Raw genomic sequence first — 14,613 nt, 5'->3', positions numbered from 1 at the left:
TCACCTCCATTCTTCTACTAATTGCGGTTGAGCTTCAGGGTGAATATATGCAGGTTTTTCTTTACGCGGTAACTGTCCGGATACAACTAGATGCGCCATCGTATCACAAATTACTCGCGTTGCCATTAATGATGTCATATCGCTGATATCGTAGGGCGGCGACACTTCTACAACTTCCAGCCCGCACACAGGCGCATTTTGGACAATTTTACCCAACAAATATAGCGCCTCCCGTGGTAACAATCCACCAGGTTCCGGCCAACCAGTGCCAGGGACAAAGCCAGCATCAATGCAGTCAATATCGAAGCTGATATAAACGCAGTCTGTACCGTCTAATGCTCTTTCTAAAGCAAAATTGACGGCTGCATCTAGCCCCATTTCTGTAATATCTGTGACTGTTAAAATATTCGTGGCTCTTTCTCGACAAACTTTGACGCCTTGACGCGGTACTTGCCAGCCACCAATCCCTAATTGCACCAAGTTTTTCGCCGGAGCATTTTTGATATTTGTGGCGTGGAACCAGGGACAAGTATGCATTCTTTCATCTAAGTCTGTTTCCTGGGTATCGACGTGGCGATCGAAGTGAATAATTCCTACTTTTTTATCGCCTAAATGACGACAAACTCCCCGAACTGTAGGAAAACCAATTGAGTGATCGCCTCCCAAAATGATGGGAAATGCACCGGAACTAAAAATGTGGGCAATACCTTTGGAAATCTGATCGAAGGATTTTTCATTATTGGCGGGAATGGTGAAAATATCACCGACATCACATAGAGTAATCTGCTCGCGCAAATCCACGCCCAATTCAAAGTTATAAGGAGTATATAATGCTGAAATGCGACGGATGCCTTGAGGGCCAAAACGCGTCCCCGGTCGATAAGTTGTGCCAGAATCGTGGGGTACGCCGACAATTGCAACGTCGTATTCACCAACTTTCCGCACATCTTCTAAATAGGGTGCTTTTAAAAAAGTATTAATCCCGGCAAAATGGGGAAGTTCACCACGAGAAAAAGTCGGAATTGAGCGATCGCGTATACTTTCTGCTGCTTCTAATCCAAATTCTAATCCTTTAGAAACTTCCTGCTGCCAACCCGTGAGCGGCAAATTTGCTTCTTTTTCCAATGCCCGATTTGCTTGTGTATCAGGTGGTTGGAAATGAGAATTGGAGTTATTAGAAGATTGCTCAGTCATATCCGGGAAAAAGAATTTTCAAAATTTACAAGGCAAAAACCATAGCCCGGGCAAGTCATAACAGTTTGAGATTCTGTTATGTACCTCCCGGGCTTTTTTCCCGCCGTGTAGCCAGTTTTTGTAAAACTGGGTGCCTCTCTTGGACCAGTCGTTTAACTTTGGAGTGCTAAACCGGAACCCTAGAAGCTATTTGTATTTACCCGATTACTAAGTAGTTTTTGGGTGATTATTTTTATAATCAATTTTTATAGATATCAAAAAGTTTTCCACTAAAAAGTATCAATACTTACAAAATTTCTGAAGAAGCTTTGTACAAAAGGATGACATTGTTAGAATTTTAGATAAAGATTTATTAAGCTATAGCATGGTTAATTAATATAGCAATCCCAAATCATTTATGAAAAATTTCTGTCCCCTGTCCCCTGTCCCCTTGATTGTATGCTAGACCACTGTTCAACCTGTGAATTTATGCCAGCGTTATAGAGATGATCTAATCTCCGAAAGGAGAAAAATGTGGTCAAGGTTAAAGTTTTAGTCAAGACGAAAGACAGAGTTGATGTCAAAGTCAAAGTTGTAGTTAAAGGTGTTGTTAAGGTCAAAGTTCGCGTTCTCGTTAATCAAAAAGTTGGTATCAAAGTCAAAGTTGAAGTCTGCAATCTGCAAAAGTCTGGTGCCCTAACGAGTGAGGAGAAAACAGAGCGATCGCCTGAAAAATTGGTAAAACATTGGTATGACTATTGAAATATAGTTGTAAGCCAGCTTCATGACTCGAATTTTTGCTGAAGCACTTACCAGAGTCAAATCGTTCTGTACATCAATACTTGATGAGTGCAGACGAAGCTTTTTGGGGATGAGTGTTGTAGTATTGCTCAAATAATCTTTGCAGCTATTTGTTGCTAGAAGCAATCAAAAGAAAGCCTCTCAAACACAGCCACTGCTCGTGGGGTTTATCAGCACAATGATTAAACATAACAACTTATCCCTCCCAAATACTTGTATTATCCGCAAAGCAACTTCTGCTGATATTTGGTTAATTCGCAGGTTAGTACTGTCAGCAAAATTAGATCCTACGCAAATACGTTGGCAACAATTTTGGGTGATTGAATGTGACACAAAAGTAGTAGCCTGCGGACAGCTACGTAATTTTACTGATGCTCAAGAACTTGGCAGTTTAGTTGTAGCACCAGCTTGGCAGAATCGTGGTTTGGGGAGTTATCTGACGCAGCATCTGATGAACTCTGCCACTCAACCACTGTATTTAGAATGTCTAGGTAAGCGATTGGCAAAGTTTTACAGTCACTTTGGCTTTGTACCCGTTTCTTGGGGAGATTTACCGCGATCGCTTCAAAGTAAGTTTAGAATATCTGAGTTAGGCAGAAAACTACGTATTGTTCCTGTGGTGTTTATGCAGCATAGGGAACAGGGGATAGAAGACAGGGAACAGTGAAAAGAAAAAATTCAATTTATCTGTAACCTGTTAACTTTCTCAGACGGATTTAGTAAAAATTGTAAGTAAAACAGGGCCAAGTAAATAATGGTGAGCTACACATTTAAGTCCGCAAGAAGAGCCTAAAAGCTCGCGGTTGTTTTTGTTATAGAATCTAATGCCACCAGCATTCATAAGCTTAGAAAAAGGTTCTGTTTGACTTGAGTAGCTGAAGTCAACTAAGTAGAAGCATCCACCTTCTTTTAGTACCCGCGCCACCTCAGCAAAAACCTGTTTCGGTTCGGGATAATGCAAGAAACTTATGGTATTGAAAACAGCATCAAACTGCCCGTCAGCAAAAGGAAGAGATTTGGCTTTGCCCTCAATGTAAATTAAACGCGGATGGTGACGGTTACTGTGCCGTGCAACCCGCAACATCTGAGAGGATAGATCCAATCCCGTACCGTGCAAATCTGGAAAGTGATCTGCTAACCGAGTGAGCAGGCGTCCAGTACCACAACCCAAATCGAGTACATTTGCTTGGGGTGGTAAATTAACATATTCCAGTAACCGCTTGTGGATAGCTTGGTAAAATACTGAAGGAAATAGCCAGTCGTAGCTTGGCGCCCAGCGATCAAATAGTTGCTTTTTGTGACGAAAAAATTCTTGAGTCATAAGTTTTCAAGGACAGACAATACCTGATTTCAAGTGACAGCAACATAGGTATTCGCCTTGCCTCCAAGATATATTGATTTATCTATTCTTATTTTGTAACTCTTAAGTTATAGATAACAAGGTAATTTTTCCTGTAAATACGCTTAAAGTCGGATTGATAACTATGCTTTTGGAAAGACGTTGATATATTTTTGGATGTCTAAATTAGGAGTGTCTAAATTCAGTTATGGCTGTGTCCAGAGAAAAGACTCTGCAACCAGGTAATAAGAAACTTAATAATTGCGTGGATCAAAGCTAACAATTTTGTGAATTTCCAGTACCTATACCACATTCAGGGTAAGGCAAATTTTCTCACTAACAGACAATAGGCAATAAGTTTCTATCTCAATAGAAATAATGGTGGCAATTTTGAAGAGAAAACATAGCTTCAAATAGCTATTCATCATCATGCCGAGAAAAGTGGAAATTTCTGATTGTAATTGAAAACAATTACTTTAAATTAGGAAACAAATCATGTCAGATTCAAACAAACAGGGCTTTGCATCAATGGATGAGGATAAGCAGCGTGAAATTGCCAGCAAAGGCGGAAAAGCTGCTCATGAGAAAGGAACAGCACACGAATTTACATCAGAGGAAGCAAAAGAGGCTGGTCAAAAAGGAGGTGAAACAGTCAGTCAAGATCGCGAACATATGTCTGAAATAGGTCGTAAAGGTGGTCAGCATTCTCATAACAGCGATCGCGACAAATAGACAAATACAATACAGAGGTTAATCAAGTTTTAAGCTGAAGTTGATAGTGTTACTAATTGCCCTAGAGCTAGAAGTCTAGGGCTTTTTAAAATACCAATTATGTAGCGCTATCCTCTGAATTTCACGCAAAGAAATTTGATGTTTTCTTGCTAATTCGGCACAATCTTCGTATTCTGGCTGTATGTTATTTATAATTCTTTTTTCTGCTTGTTGCATCCATGCTACTTTGACGCGCACAACTCCATATTCTGTTTCTACTAATTGCATTTCTCGCTCTAAAATGGCTCGCTGTTGAGTCAAGCGCCTGATTCCTAAAGTAGTAGTTTCACGGAATAAAATTGATTCACAATTAGATAAATGTTCTGGATGACAAATTACAGTTAGCAAAATCCCTGGACGAGATTTTTTCATGCCAATAGATTGAGTAAAAACATCCACCGCCCCAGCAGTAAATAATGCTTCAAATACATAACCGATCGCTTGGGGACTTAAATCATCTATTTGGGTTTCTAGTACCGAGATAGTTTCTAATGTCGGATTAATGTTCGTAGCGTGTGATATATTTGTTGGGCTTAGAGGTAATATATCCCCGTTAAGAGTTCCCTGTTCTCCATTCCCCCAACCCTGTTTATGCCCAACTGCTTCGCCCAACCACAGGCGTAGTATATTAGGAATTGGTAAATTCAAAGAACCTGCTCCCAGTCCGACTTTTTTGATCGTCATTGGGGGTGGCGAACCAAAGTTTTGAGCTAAAGTTGTGGCGATCGCTGCTCCTGTGGGTGTGACTAGTTCCCGTTCTATACCGTTACTATAAACTGGGCAACCACGCATTTCCCACAACTTCAACACTGCTGGCACTGGTACAGGCATCTGCCCGTGGGCTGCACGCACTATTCCTCCACCAGTCGGGAATGCGGAGCAGTAAAGTAAGGGCAATCCTTGTTCATTGCTGTCAATGCCTAACCAATCTAACCCCAAGCAAGTACCAACAATATCTACAATTGCATCAACTGCACCCACCTCATGAAAGTGAACTTTTTCTGGAGCAATACCATGCACTGCTCCCTCTGCAATTGCTAATTGCCGAAATACAGTCAAACTCCAGCTTTCTGCTCTTTCTGGCAACCCAGCTTTGAGAATCATCTGTTCGATTTCGCCCAAGTGACGGTGGTGAGGATGATGGTGCTGATGACTGTGTTGGTGATCGCTATTGTGTAATAAATCTACATGAACTTTCGTTGCCTGCTGCCCATTGTGCAAGACAAGTTCAGCCCATAATTTATATTCATGCTCAATTCCCAAACCATTGAGCTTTTCTATTAAAAATTCCAATGGAACACCCAAACTTACTAATGTTCCCAGGCACATATCACCGGAAATACCTGTTGGGCATTGAAGATAAGCAAGCTTACTCATACAAAATACAATAGTTTTAGTAGTTAGTTGGTAGGGGCGGGTTTTGTTGATGATATGAACGGTGAAACTGATAATTTATCTTATGAACCCGCCCGTACAGTAGTTAGTAGTTGCTATTCGCCACTAACCACTATCCACACCAAATCTATGGCAAAAATTTTCTCAGTTCATCCTGATAATCCCCAAACTCGCCGAATAGAAGAAATTAAGGTGGCGCTCTGTGATGGCGCAGTCATGCTTTATCCTACTGATACAGTCTATGCGATCGGCTGCGATCTAAATGCGAAGTCGGCAGTAGAAAGAGTACGTAAAATCAAGCAACTAGCTAATGATAAACCACTGACGTTTTTGTGTTCATCCCTTTCTAATGTGGCGACTTATGCGGTTGTCAGCGATAGTGCCTATCGGATTATGAAGCATTTAATTCCAGGTCCATATACGTTTTTACTACCTGCCACTAAGTTGGTGCCGCGTCTGGTGCAAAATCCGAAGCGAAAAACTACTGGAATTAGGGTACCAGATCACAGTGTCTGTTTAGCGTTGTTGGCAGCGTTGGGAAATCCGATTATTTCGACTTCTGCCCATTTACCACCAGATGAGACGGGTGACGGAATTGTGGGAATGGAAATAGAGCCTATAGTGTCGCGGGCGGAGTTGTTTGATCGCTTAGACAAGTTGGTTGATGTGATTGTAGACACTGGTGAGGAACCAAGCTATGAAGTGTCTACGATTTTGGACTTAACAACAGATGAACCAAATATGCTCAGGCAGGGTTTAGGTTGGGAAAAAGCAGCTGTGTGGATATAAAATTATAGCTTCATGAGTTAGCTTTTTAATTTCGCAAACTCACAAGAAAAACACTCCAGTTTGACAATCGTCATACTTGCAAGCCCAGAAGCAGTTATGACAAAAATATAGTTAAATCTTGAGCGGACAAGGGTTGTAACTACTTGGGGATGAGAGCGAGTATCCATGTGTTATGCCTTGTCAGGATGCTTTTAGAAAAACCGACACATAGCTTTTACTGGAACTAGAGGAAATTTCTTACATTCTTAAATATCAGCAGAAAAAGCGATCGCTCTTGAGCAATGCAGATCAAGAGATTTACGCTTGCATCTGTTCCTATAAAAGTTTAGGTGCAAAAACCACTGCCACAAAAGCTATGAAACTCGCTACCGCCTTCGATCATCACTTAACAAGCGCCAATTCCTTCATTACCGACACAGATACTTTAATAGAATTATTGTGTAAAGAAATACAAGCACAAGTTAAGGCAGCGCCTGGGTGCGTACAAGCTGTAGCAAAGCGTATAGCTACAGAAGTAGAACGTATTTGCGAAAAAAGCCACCGTATTCAAAATTCCGGACAAATTAATTCTTGGCAAGCTACTTTAGCACGCTATCGTTGGCAAAAATGCCTACATTATTATCAACTCGGTTCTAAACAAGGGCGTGTGGAACTACATAGCTGTCTAGGTGCTATGGTTTATCGTCACATTTCCATTTCTGGCTCTGAGGTTGGATTTGGCGCTCGTTACAGCTTAATTGAAGATTTTCTACAAGCATTCTATATCGAAGCTATCAAGGCTTTTCGACGGGAAAATGAATTGCCTGAAGACTACACTCCACGCACTCAACTACAACTAGCTGAATACATAGCGTTCACTGAACAGTATGCCAAGCGTCGTATTAATTTACCTAGTGGCGCAAATCAGCAATTGATCATATTGCGTGCTCAAACTTTTGCCCGTCGCCAGCCTCAAGAAATCAGCGTTAATTTTGAAATGGCTATAGAATCTGCCAAAACTGAAGAAGCCGAATCCTACCTGCGTCACTCGGCTGTACAACAATTGCGATCGCAAATGATTGCCCCACAAAGTTTCGATCTGGCTGAAGACAGTGAGCGTGATCGCGTGATTTCTGAATTGATAAAATATTTAGAATCTCAAGACCAACATGACTGTGTAGACTATTTGGTATTAAAACTCCAAGACCTTTCTCCACTAGAAATTGACCAAATTCTTGGTTTAACTAACCGCCAACGGGATTATCTGCAACAGCGTTTTAAGTACCATATAGAAAAGTTTGCTCGTACCCACCAATGGCAATTAGTCCATCAGTGGTTAGGTATTAGCTTAGAACAAAAGTTGGGACTTTCTTCCGAGCAGTGGAAACATTTTTGGAATCAACTTTCTGTAGCCCAAAGACAAATTTTAGAACTGAAAATTGCTAAACTCAACGAACAAGCGATCGCCAAAGTTCTCAAGTGTACTCCCAAACAAGTACAAAAACGCTGGACTCAAATTTTAGAACTAGCATGGGAAATCCGCAACACTACCACTAAAGTTCAGATTAATTCACGTTTTAGTTAATTTTATTGCCCATCACCCTATCATCAATTTCACTTTTGACAGTTTTTGCTGATACAAATGTATTCCAAAAAATACAAACATACTAATTTAAAGATTGTAATCACTCACCTAGATTTCACTTTTCCTCAGGTAAGCAGTTGTAGATTTAATATGAAGTGCTTTACCAAAATGGACGAAAAGCTTTTTTACCTTCTGCCACGCCACTTGACGCCAGTCGCACTCGACGCGCTTAACCCGACGGCAGGTGACGCCAGGTGCTACCCTGCGGGAAGCCGCCCTCTGGGCGTCTACAACGCGCTTAACCCGCAAGGGCGCTTACGCTCCTTTATGCCGGGGAAACCTTTCGCCAGTCGCTACAAGTCGGCACTAGACGCGTTCGCCGTCAGGCGTTGCGTTAGCTAGCGGCTTCCCGGAGGGTAGCCGCCCAATGCACTGGCTCACCACCGCAGTGGCTCCTCTGCCTTCTGCCTTCTTACCGATTGAAAATTCATATTAAGTAACTGAATCTTGAGTGCTACTTCCGTGAAATCCTAGAATAGGTGCGGATGGCAGCTAAAGGAATTCAGATGATTAGAACTCAAGGCGCACGAGCTAATAAGTCTGGTGAAATATTAGAAAGTCATGTAGAAACCACATTAAGAGTACATGGATATTTTCAAGTTTGTTCTCATGTTCCTAAAAAGCAGAGACGAGAATTTATTCTAACTTCTACTTTATTACCGAAACGCTATGCCAAACAGGTTTATATCGGAACTGGTATTTATCAAACAGATATTTATGTTGATTTTTATCTTTTTGGTTTACCAGCAATGCCATCTGGATTAATTCTTGAGTGTAAATGGCAAGAAAGTGAAGGCTCTGTAGATGAGAAATTTCCTTATTTAAACTTAAATATTCAATACTCATATCCAGCACCAACTATCATTGTTATTGGTGGTGAAGGTATGAGAGAAGGTGCTGTTGGATGGTTAAAAGAAAGAGAAAGCGATAACAAAAATTTACTAGCAGTTCATAGCTTAGATAGATTTATTGCTTGGGCAAACAAATATCTTTAATAGGATGTTATTAATAACTCATAAATTATGCCGCGTTTTTTTGTATTCGAGTTAATAGAACGTGCTGCTTCTATACGATGTATATTAAAACCTATTTCTGTGTAGATTTTTTTGATAAATTCACTATTAGAGTTACATACCATAACTTTTACACCACGATTAGCTAATTCTGCGCAAGTATCTCTCAAACGCTCTTGGTCTTTTTCACTAAAACAATTACGACTATAAGCCGTGAAATAGCTAGTATTACTGATAGGATGATAAGGTGGATCGAAAAATACAAAATCATCTTTACTTGTGGCACATTTTAGCACATCTGCAAAATCTGCTTGATTTATTTTAGATGTAGTAAGAGTGGTAGAAGCTAAACGCAGCAAATGTTCTTGACAGATTTTAGGATTATCGTATTTACCTAAAGGAACATTAAATTTACCTTGAGAATTAACTCGATAAAGTCCATTAAAACAAGTTTTATTTAAATATATAAAACGAGCAGCTTGCTCTAAATCATTCTGAGTGGGATTAGCTCTAATGTGATAGTAATAATCTCGATTATGTTGGCGTTGATGCTCTTTGAGTATAATAATTAATTCTTCAACATTCTCCTGTACACAACGATAAGTAGTAATTAATTCTGCGTTAATATCAGTTAAAATAGCTGGGGTGGGTTGAATATATTGAAGATAAAAGAAAACTGCACCACCACCCAAAAATGGCTCATAATAATTCTTGTAATTTTTGGGAAAATAGGGAATATATTGGGAGATTAATTTACTTTTACCTCCAGCCCATTTTAAAAATGGACGGGGTAAAATTTGCTTTGGTAGTTGACTTAACATTTAACTAAAACTAAGCTGCTAAATATATAAATGAGAGGCTGGTGACACATATTTTATATCAATTTCCTAATTTCCCCACTGCTACGATTAGATTACAATTGAATTAATCTGGCAAAATAAATAAACGTACAGTAGATAATAAGCGGTTTTAAACCAGATGTTTGATGGATTTTGGGATAATGTATTTCGCTACCAACGCTACTTTGTTACTACTCTGTTGGGTGCTTTGTTAAGCTTACTTGCTCCATTAGCACCGTTATTGAAACGTCCTGTAACCTTAGTTGCCCTTTTGGGGTTAATTGTAGGCGGACTAGTCTTTATTAGCCTCACCTTACGTGCAATGCTAGGCTTAAGTACAATTTAAACTCAAGTAAAACCAAGGGCTATCTTTTCAGCTCCTCATCGTGGAGGGGCTATTTTCCATCTTTATTCCTTAACCCTGATTTTGAGGTGAGATAGAGGTTTATACCTCCAGTAGGTAGCCTCAATCATCTAAAAACACCATGATATAATCTATTTGGTCGAAAATGTATGAAAAAATAGTGTTAATTAAAGTTTTAGTTGAAATTCCGTTAGCGCCCTAGAATCGAAAATATTTTTGTTAGGGAGTGAAAATTTTTTTCCTTCAATGCAGTAAAGCTAATTTGAGCAAGCTGCAACAATGGAACCTCAGTTAGACTGGAAAGTGTCTGCGTTAAATGCAGAAAATGCCAGAGAACTCAGTATGATAGGAGAGTTGTGGTTATTCTACTTAACTACGACTGTGGTGAGCGCGAACTACAACAAAGTAGGATGTGTCTTAGCGGTAAAGCTTTTGAAAAGTGTATCAACACTAGAAAGCCAACGTTCATGACGTGCTGCATACAATAAACCTGTCTTCGGCAGGTTTAAAATCAAAAGCTCCACAGCTATTAAGCTGTGGCAAAGTCAAATAGTACAACCTCTGTAAGGAGGCATAGTTTTTATGGCTACAAGTCGCCGTGTTTCCCGCGTTGCCGAATTAATTAAGCGGGAAGTTAGCCAAATGTTACTCAACGGAATTAAAGATGATCGTGTGGGTACTGGCATGGTGAGCGTTACTGATGTCGATGTTTCTGGGGATTTACAACACGCCAAAATTTATGTGTCAATCTATGGCACAGAAGAAGCCAAAGCAGAGACAATGGCAGGCTTAAAGTCGGCGACAGGTTATGTTCGTAGTGAACTTGGCGCACGAGTACGCCTGCGTCGCACACCAGAGGTAGTTTTTATTGAGGATCGTTCTATAGAACGTGGTAATAAGGTATTGTCGCTATTGAACCAAATTCAACAACAGCGTCAAATAGAAAATCCAGATGAATACGAAGTTAACAGCACTTATGAGGATAATGAATTAGCCCAATAAGTAACTTTAACAACAATTAGCTCCACAAAATCAGCCACAGCTTTGACAGACGCGATAATATCGCGTCTGTTTCAATATGACTTAATATCTAATATTCACTACAAGGAGTAAGCGGCTGGTTTCTATGTAAATTCTTCATACCGCATAATTGCCTAAATCTTCATTTGAGTTAGTGGGGAAAGAAATAATTTTTTGAAGGAAATGGTAAAGAATATGATTTAAACAAAACTTCACAATTGAAGTATAAGTAATACACTCAACATCGATTAGGGATTTGTAAACTCTTATAATGCTATATTATGATACCTATAAAAACAGTAATTGTACGAGTTACAAGATGACATATACAATTCAAGGGTGGAATTCCCAAATCAGCTTTGCAACTCACATGGAGGTAGATCGCTTTTTTCAAAATTCTCATGATTCCCTGGAGAATTATAACTAGGAAGCACTGCCAGGTCTCAAGAGTTGCCAAAACTTTATTTAAGAAATTGTTAACGAATAAGTTTCTACAAACCTAAGTGTTGTATTGTAGCCTCTGTGACTTGCAGTAGTTTATACCATTGAATCCACGAGAAATTTATTTAGTGTTTTTCCATAGACTGGTGTCTGCCGTTGGAGAAAGTACTTTTTGTACTTCCTGGCTATATCACCCATGTTTCTTCTTAAGTCTAAGTTAAGGTGGTTAAAGCTTGGTTTGGAAGCAAACTGAGTTAGGCTACACAGCTATATTAGCTATCGGGCAGCAATTCTGTCTTATTGTTTGATAGACTTAAAACGAAATGTCAGGATTTTTTGATATTCTTAACATTTATTTACATATTTTGAGGGTATGTAGCGTCAAAATGAAAATAGTTCCGTATACCAAATTACAAATTGTTAGCGATAGTCCTGTTGCTTCCTATGTTTGTTCCTGATCATTAATTTTTGGAAACGTCATCTACGTATAAAGTTGTGAGCGAAGATCATGAGTGTGAATACGGTGCCTTCTATTAGCTACTACTCTTTGGATATAATTCAAGATGAAGCACGACGACTTGTGCAAAAAGGAGTGGTCAGCAGACAACAGCCAATATATACGCTATGTCAATACATCCCCGCACGGGAATGGGTATGTATCGAGTGTGAGCTAGAAAAGTGTGACTTTTTATTACGCGATCGGATTGGCGATCTGATTGGTCGGGAAGAATGGGATAACGACTAATGAATTAATTGACGATTTGAGATTTTGGATTGGGAATATATTTATTTAGATGTATTGAATGTGACAACAAAAATTCAATATGCAATCTCATGGATAATCTCTGCTTTTAATCAATTTTTCCCGATCTGAAATCTTTAGATACTCTATTTTTTGGATTATTAAACGTATTGCAATTGTTGGTACGTCAGTTTTTGAAATTTACTTGCATAGGGGCTGAAGTTTTTTCTGTTTTTGAGTAAGTTTATTGCTTGTGCCGGAGTAGTTTAACATTGGTAACTGCTCCGGTAATTTTTTGTTCTGGATCATGAGGGGTTAGTTGTACTTGGAATGATTTGTGTGTTATTACCCATGATCCAAACTTTATAAATTGGTTTTCAGTAACCAACAATAAACAATCAACATTACTCTGCTTGCTCTAAGTACAAGTTGACGTCTTCTATCACACGAGTTAGTTCAGCTTCTGTGCTTAAGCGAATTTTATCATCACGGACAGTAAGTAGGACTTTCGCAGCAAAAGGGGTTGCCCAGATATTAGGATTACAGAAAATCTCTAAAAATACTTCTCCTGTATAACGATATTCTATTGGCCGTTGCGGACTAACTTTATTGCTGCCAGAACTGGTTTTTGTCGCAACAGCTTTCAGACTATTCATTAATTGCTCTAGGGCTGCTTTTAATTCTTGTGCTGCTTGGGGTGAAAAGCTAAAGGAAACAGATCCCTCTACTAGGTTCAACGTCAGGTTACTTGCGGACATGAGCTAGGTGTTAAAACATTTTGGTACAAATACCATTTTCCTGGTGATGGGTCATAAAGTGCCGTTTTCTTATCTATTGCAACAATTAACTTAGAATAATATTCTGAGTTGTGGCAAGACAAAATTATTACAGTGTAAGAGTTCTATATATTTTTTTAGTGTGTTTACTTCTACACTTAAAGTCATAGAATATACTCTTTAAAAATCTATGACTTTAGATAACCGTAATCAAGTTAGAAAAGTTTTAATTATTACTCTACTGCTAAATATATTCGTAATGGGATTAAAAGCAGTTGTAGGTAAATTAACAGGTTCTCTCAGTTTACTAGCTGACGCTCTGCACAGCGTGACAGATAGTGCAAATAATATTTTGGGATTAATTGCCAGCAGCTTTGCTTCGCCACAACCCGATCGCGAACATCCTTATGGACATCTGAAATTTGAAGCAGTCGGAGCTTTAGGAATAGCTGCTTTTTTGGGCATAGCCTGCTTTGAGATTCTCCAAGGGGCTATTGAACGCATTCTCAATGGTGGTGAACCAGTCAAAATCTCACCATCAGAGTTATGGTTATTACTGATTGTACTGGGTGTGAATATTTTTGTAGCATTTTACGAACGGCACATAGGTATTAGAGTGGGTAGCCCAATTTTGATTGCTGACGCCAAACATACGATGAGCGATATTTGGGTGACAATTTCTGTAATTGGCGGTTTGATTGGGGTATGGTTGGGTTATCAGTGGTTAGATATAGTATTAGCTTTCCCTGTAGCTGTATTGGTATTTTGGAGCGGATGGACAGTTTTAAAAGAAAACTTACCCTGGCTTGTGGATCAAATGGCGATCGCTCCAGAAGTAATTCATGCGATCGCTGTTTCGGTGCCTGGAGTCATTAATTGCCATGACATTGCTTCTCGTGGTATTGTTGGCCGCCAAGTCTTCATTGAAATGCATTTAATAGTAAATGCTCAAGACCTAGAAACTGCTCATCGCATTACTGAAGAGGTTGAAATGGAACTAGAAAAACGTTTTGGCCCTGTCAGGATTTTAATTCACGTTGAGCCACCACAATACCAGTCTGAACAAATTAGCATTGGTCTTGATTCTAAGTCATGAATTGATTGAGTTTTAATTAATTTTCTATCTTTGGTTAGATGTTATTTATCACTTCAGATAGGTAAACCACAGCTAGATTCATTGGTAAATTGAGACTATAACAAAAAGTACTGGCAGGAAGTTTTATCGTTGTGTTCCTTTGCTGCGTCTAGAAGGAGAGCGGTGTCATAGAGGCAGACAGTACAAAATATTAAATAAATCTAGATGGTTGTGGAGTTTTTGTCGCTTCCTCCACTTTATTACGAGCAACGAGAGATTAAACTCTCTATCAGAACGGTCGAAGTTCGTAAACATCTAGTCTTATTCTTTTTCTAATCTTTATTTCATATCATCTATCTTTAAAATGAAATTTATGCCTGTAGATATATTTACAATTAATAACTGATAGATAAGAGTGAAGTATCTGGCTGTCAGTTATTAATTATTAATC

The 14,613-nt window shown here is 39.2% G+C and carries 16 protein-coding genes, 1 pseudogene and 1 riboswitch; of the genes and pseudogenes, 11 read left to right on the top strand and 6 right to left on the bottom strand.

All coding sequences use genetic code 11. The features are described from left to right. Positions 1–1,194, bottom strand: a complete 1,194-nt coding sequence (locus tag QUB80_RS05345) for an agmatinase family protein (protein ID WP_289788447.1) — start codon at positions 1,192–1,194, stop codon at positions 1–3. Positions 1,195–1,276: 82 nt separating this feature from the next. Continuing rightward, positions 1,277–1,388, bottom strand: a riboswitch (guanidine-I (ykkC/yxkD leader). Positions 1,389–1,707: 319 nt separating this feature from the next. On the opposite strand from QUB80_RS05345, the gene QUB80_RS05340 reads away from it, so the two are divergent. Both QUB80_RS05340 and QUB80_RS05335 read left to right on the top strand, forming a co-directional pair. Next, on the top strand, positions 1,708–1,935 hold the full coding sequence (locus tag QUB80_RS05340) for a hypothetical protein (RefSeq protein WP_289788446.1): 228 nt from the start codon (positions 1,708–1,710) through the stop codon (positions 1,933–1,935). A gap of 220 nt (positions 1,936–2,155) precedes the next feature. Further along, the gene (locus QUB80_RS05335; RefSeq protein WP_289788645.1) at positions 2,156–2,641 is read left to right on the top strand and encodes a GNAT family N-acetyltransferase; all 486 of its coding nucleotides are present in this window, start codon (positions 2,156–2,158) and stop codon (positions 2,639–2,641) included. A gap of 39 nt (positions 2,642–2,680) precedes the next feature. Here the strand turns inward: QUB80_RS05335 and QUB80_RS05330 are convergent, their stop codons facing one another. After that, positions 2,681–3,295 carry a class I SAM-dependent methyltransferase gene (locus QUB80_RS05330; RefSeq protein ID WP_289788445.1) on the bottom strand — a complete coding sequence of 205 codons (615 nt, stop codon included), beginning with the start codon at positions 3,293–3,295 and terminating at the stop codon, positions 2,681–2,683. Positions 3,296–3,808: 513 nt separating this feature from the next. On the opposite strand from QUB80_RS05330, the pseudogene QUB80_RS05325 reads away from it, so the two are divergent. Beyond that, a pseudogene (locus QUB80_RS05325) lies at positions 3,809–4,042 on the top strand (con-10 family general stress protein); the annotation flags it as partial. Between the two features lie 78 nt (positions 4,043–4,120). Here the strand turns inward: QUB80_RS05325 and larC are convergent. Beyond that, a complete protein-coding gene (gene larC / locus QUB80_RS05320; protein WP_289788443.1) occupies positions 4,121–5,461 on the bottom strand; it encodes a nickel pincer cofactor biosynthesis protein LarC in 1,341 nt (446 codons plus the stop codon). Positions 5,462–5,608: 147 nt separating this feature from the next. Here larC and QUB80_RS05315 point away from each other — a divergent pair, with 147 nt between their 5' ends. Both QUB80_RS05315 and QUB80_RS05310 read left to right on the top strand, forming a co-directional pair. Beyond that, complete coding sequence (locus QUB80_RS05315; RefSeq protein ID WP_289788644.1) at positions 5,609–6,268, top strand: L-threonylcarbamoyladenylate synthase; 660 nt, start codon at positions 5,609–5,611, stop codon at positions 6,266–6,268. A gap of 355 nt (positions 6,269–6,623) precedes the next feature. Continuing rightward, positions 6,624–7,832, top strand: a complete 1,209-nt coding sequence (locus tag QUB80_RS05310; RefSeq protein ID WP_289788442.1) for a HetZ-related protein — start codon at positions 6,624–6,626, stop codon at positions 7,830–7,832. Between the two features lie 108 nt (positions 7,833–7,940). Here QUB80_RS05310 and QUB80_RS05305 read toward each other — a convergent pair whose 3' ends face one another. Beyond that, positions 7,941–8,141: a hypothetical protein gene (locus QUB80_RS05305; RefSeq protein ID WP_289788441.1), complete on the bottom strand. Its 201-nt coding sequence runs from the start codon at positions 8,139–8,141 to the stop codon at positions 7,941–7,943. 236 nt (positions 8,142–8,377) lie between these two features. Here QUB80_RS05305 and QUB80_RS05300 point away from each other — a divergent pair, with 236 nt between their 5' ends. Then, the gene (locus tag QUB80_RS05300; protein ID WP_289788440.1) at positions 8,378–8,887 is read left to right on the top strand and encodes a PD-(D/E)XK nuclease superfamily protein; all 510 of its coding nucleotides are present in this window, start codon (positions 8,378–8,380) and stop codon (positions 8,885–8,887) included. On the opposite strand, the gene QUB80_RS05295 is transcribed toward QUB80_RS05300, so the two are convergent. Beyond that, a complete protein-coding gene (locus tag QUB80_RS05295; RefSeq protein ID WP_289788439.1) occupies positions 8,884–9,726 on the bottom strand; it encodes a DNA adenine methylase in 843 nt (280 codons plus the stop codon). The two genes, QUB80_RS05300 and QUB80_RS05295, sit on opposite strands and share 4 nt — an antisense overlap. Positions 9,727–9,883: 157 nt before the next feature. On the opposite strand from QUB80_RS05295, the gene QUB80_RS05290 reads away from it, so the two are divergent. The 4 genes from QUB80_RS05290 to QUB80_RS05275 all read left to right on the top strand — a co-directional run bounded on the left by QUB80_RS05290 (position 9,884) and on the right by QUB80_RS05275 (position 12,314). After that, the gene (locus tag QUB80_RS05290) at positions 9,884–10,090 is read left to right on the top strand and encodes a DUF751 family protein (protein WP_289788438.1); all 207 of its coding nucleotides are present in this window, start codon (positions 9,884–9,886) and stop codon (positions 10,088–10,090) included. A gap of 297 nt (positions 10,091–10,387) precedes the next feature. Beyond that, positions 10,388–10,579 carry a hypothetical protein gene (locus QUB80_RS05285; protein WP_289788437.1) on the top strand — a complete coding sequence of 64 codons (192 nt, stop codon included), beginning with the start codon at positions 10,388–10,390 and terminating at the stop codon, positions 10,577–10,579. A gap of 111 nt (positions 10,580–10,690) precedes the next feature. Continuing rightward, positions 10,691–11,110, top strand: coding sequence for a 30S ribosome-binding factor RbfA (rbfA, locus tag QUB80_RS05280; RefSeq protein WP_289788436.1), 420 nt, complete (start codon positions 10,691–10,693; stop codon positions 11,108–11,110). Positions 11,111–12,077: 967 nt separating this feature from the next. Beyond that, complete coding sequence (locus QUB80_RS05275) at positions 12,078–12,314, top strand: DUF4327 family protein (protein ID WP_289788435.1); 237 nt, start codon at positions 12,078–12,080, stop codon at positions 12,312–12,314. Between the two features lie 401 nt (positions 12,315–12,715). Here the strand turns inward: QUB80_RS05275 and QUB80_RS05270 are convergent, their stop codons facing one another. Continuing rightward, the gene (locus QUB80_RS05270) at positions 12,716–13,069 is read right to left on the bottom strand and encodes a hypothetical protein (protein WP_289788434.1); all 354 of its coding nucleotides are present in this window, start codon (positions 13,067–13,069) and stop codon (positions 12,716–12,718) included. Positions 13,070–13,277: 208 nt separating this feature from the next. Here QUB80_RS05270 and cdf31 point away from each other — a divergent pair, with 208 nt between their 5' ends. Next, on the top strand, positions 13,278–14,183 hold the full coding sequence (gene cdf31 / locus QUB80_RS05265; protein ID WP_289788433.1) for a CDF family zinc efflux transporter Cdf31: 906 nt from the start codon (positions 13,278–13,280) through the stop codon (positions 14,181–14,183). Positions 14,184–14,613 lie beyond the last annotated feature (430 nt).

It is taken from the genome of Chlorogloeopsis sp. ULAP01, from assembly GCF_030381805.1.
GTDB lineage: Bacteria > Cyanobacteriota > Cyanobacteriia > Cyanobacteriales > Nostocaceae > Chlorogloeopsis.
Note: the sequence above shows the minus strand (reverse complement) of the source record. Positions and strands in the feature narration are given on the sequence as shown.

Coding starts and splice junctions, on each gene's coding strand:
- QUB80_RS05345 (WP_289788447.1), bottom strand. CDS start 1,194: ATGACTGAGCAATCTTCTAATAACTCCAATTCTCATTTCCAACCACCT.
- QUB80_RS05330 (WP_289788445.1), bottom strand. CDS start 3,295: ATGACTCAAGAATTTTTTCGTCACAAAAAGCAACTATTTGATCGCTGG.
- larC (WP_289788443.1), bottom strand. CDS start 5,461: ATGAGTAAGCTTGCTTATCTTCAATGCCCAACAGGTATTTCCGGTGAT.
- QUB80_RS05315 (WP_289788644.1), top strand. CDS start 5,609: ATGGCAAAAATTTTCTCAGTTCATCCTGATAATCCCCAAACTCGCCGA.
- QUB80_RS05310 (WP_289788442.1), top strand. CDS start 6,624: ATGAAACTCGCTACCGCCTTCGATCATCACTTAACAAGCGCCAATTCC.
- QUB80_RS05300 (WP_289788440.1), top strand. CDS start 8,378: ATGGCAGCTAAAGGAATTCAGATGATTAGAACTCAAGGCGCACGAGCT.
- QUB80_RS05295 (WP_289788439.1), bottom strand. CDS start 9,726: ATGTTAAGTCAACTACCAAAGCAAATTTTACCCCGTCCATTTTTAAAA.
- QUB80_RS05290 (WP_289788438.1), top strand. CDS start 9,884: ATGTTTGATGGATTTTGGGATAATGTATTTCGCTACCAACGCTACTTT.
- QUB80_RS05285 (WP_289788437.1), top strand. CDS start 10,388: ATGGAACCTCAGTTAGACTGGAAAGTGTCTGCGTTAAATGCAGAAAAT.
- rbfA (WP_289788436.1), top strand. CDS start 10,691: ATGGCTACAAGTCGCCGTGTTTCCCGCGTTGCCGAATTAATTAAGCGG.
- QUB80_RS05275 (WP_289788435.1), top strand. CDS start 12,078: ATGAGTGTGAATACGGTGCCTTCTATTAGCTACTACTCTTTGGATATA.
- QUB80_RS05270 (WP_289788434.1), bottom strand. CDS start 13,069: ATGTCCGCAAGTAACCTGACGTTGAACCTAGTAGAGGGATCTGTTTCC.
- cdf31 (WP_289788433.1), top strand. CDS start 13,278: ATGACTTTAGATAACCGTAATCAAGTTAGAAAAGTTTTAATTATTACT.